Here is a 335-nt window from a genome sequence, read left to right on the forward strand (position 1 = left end):
TGTTTGTATCTCCCTGTTGTTTTGTGAATGCTGAATAATTTGCGCCCATCCTGGTATTCTTTTAAATGGGAAAAATCAGAGCTTGGCTGTCCCTGCTCCTGGTTGTCTTCCTCCATTTCTTCTTGAGTAATTTCTGAAGAAGCCGTTTCTTTTTTTGGTTCCATTTGTTTGATTTGATAACGATGCCAAAAAGCAGCTCCAAAACCAGCCGCTGCCCAAGTACCCACTGCCAAGAGCAGCGTCATCAAAGGTGTGGGGGCTTTAATTTCTTGAGTGCTCAAGTATTCTTGAACGGCAGCAATTAAGACTTTTTTTGCTTTTTCATCTGCCGTATA

Annotated in this window: 1 protein-coding gene; it reads right to left on the bottom strand. The window is 42.1% G+C overall.

Annotated features, from left to right (window positions below):
• Nucleotides 1-335, bottom strand: a 335-nt coding sequence (locus CG11_RS30675) for a hypothetical protein (RefSeq protein ID WP_197043988.1), incomplete at both ends; no start/stop codon positions are given.

The organism is Aureispira sp. CCB-QB1, from assembly GCF_000724545.1.
GTDB lineage: Bacteria > Bacteroidota > Bacteroidia > Chitinophagales > Saprospiraceae > Aureispira.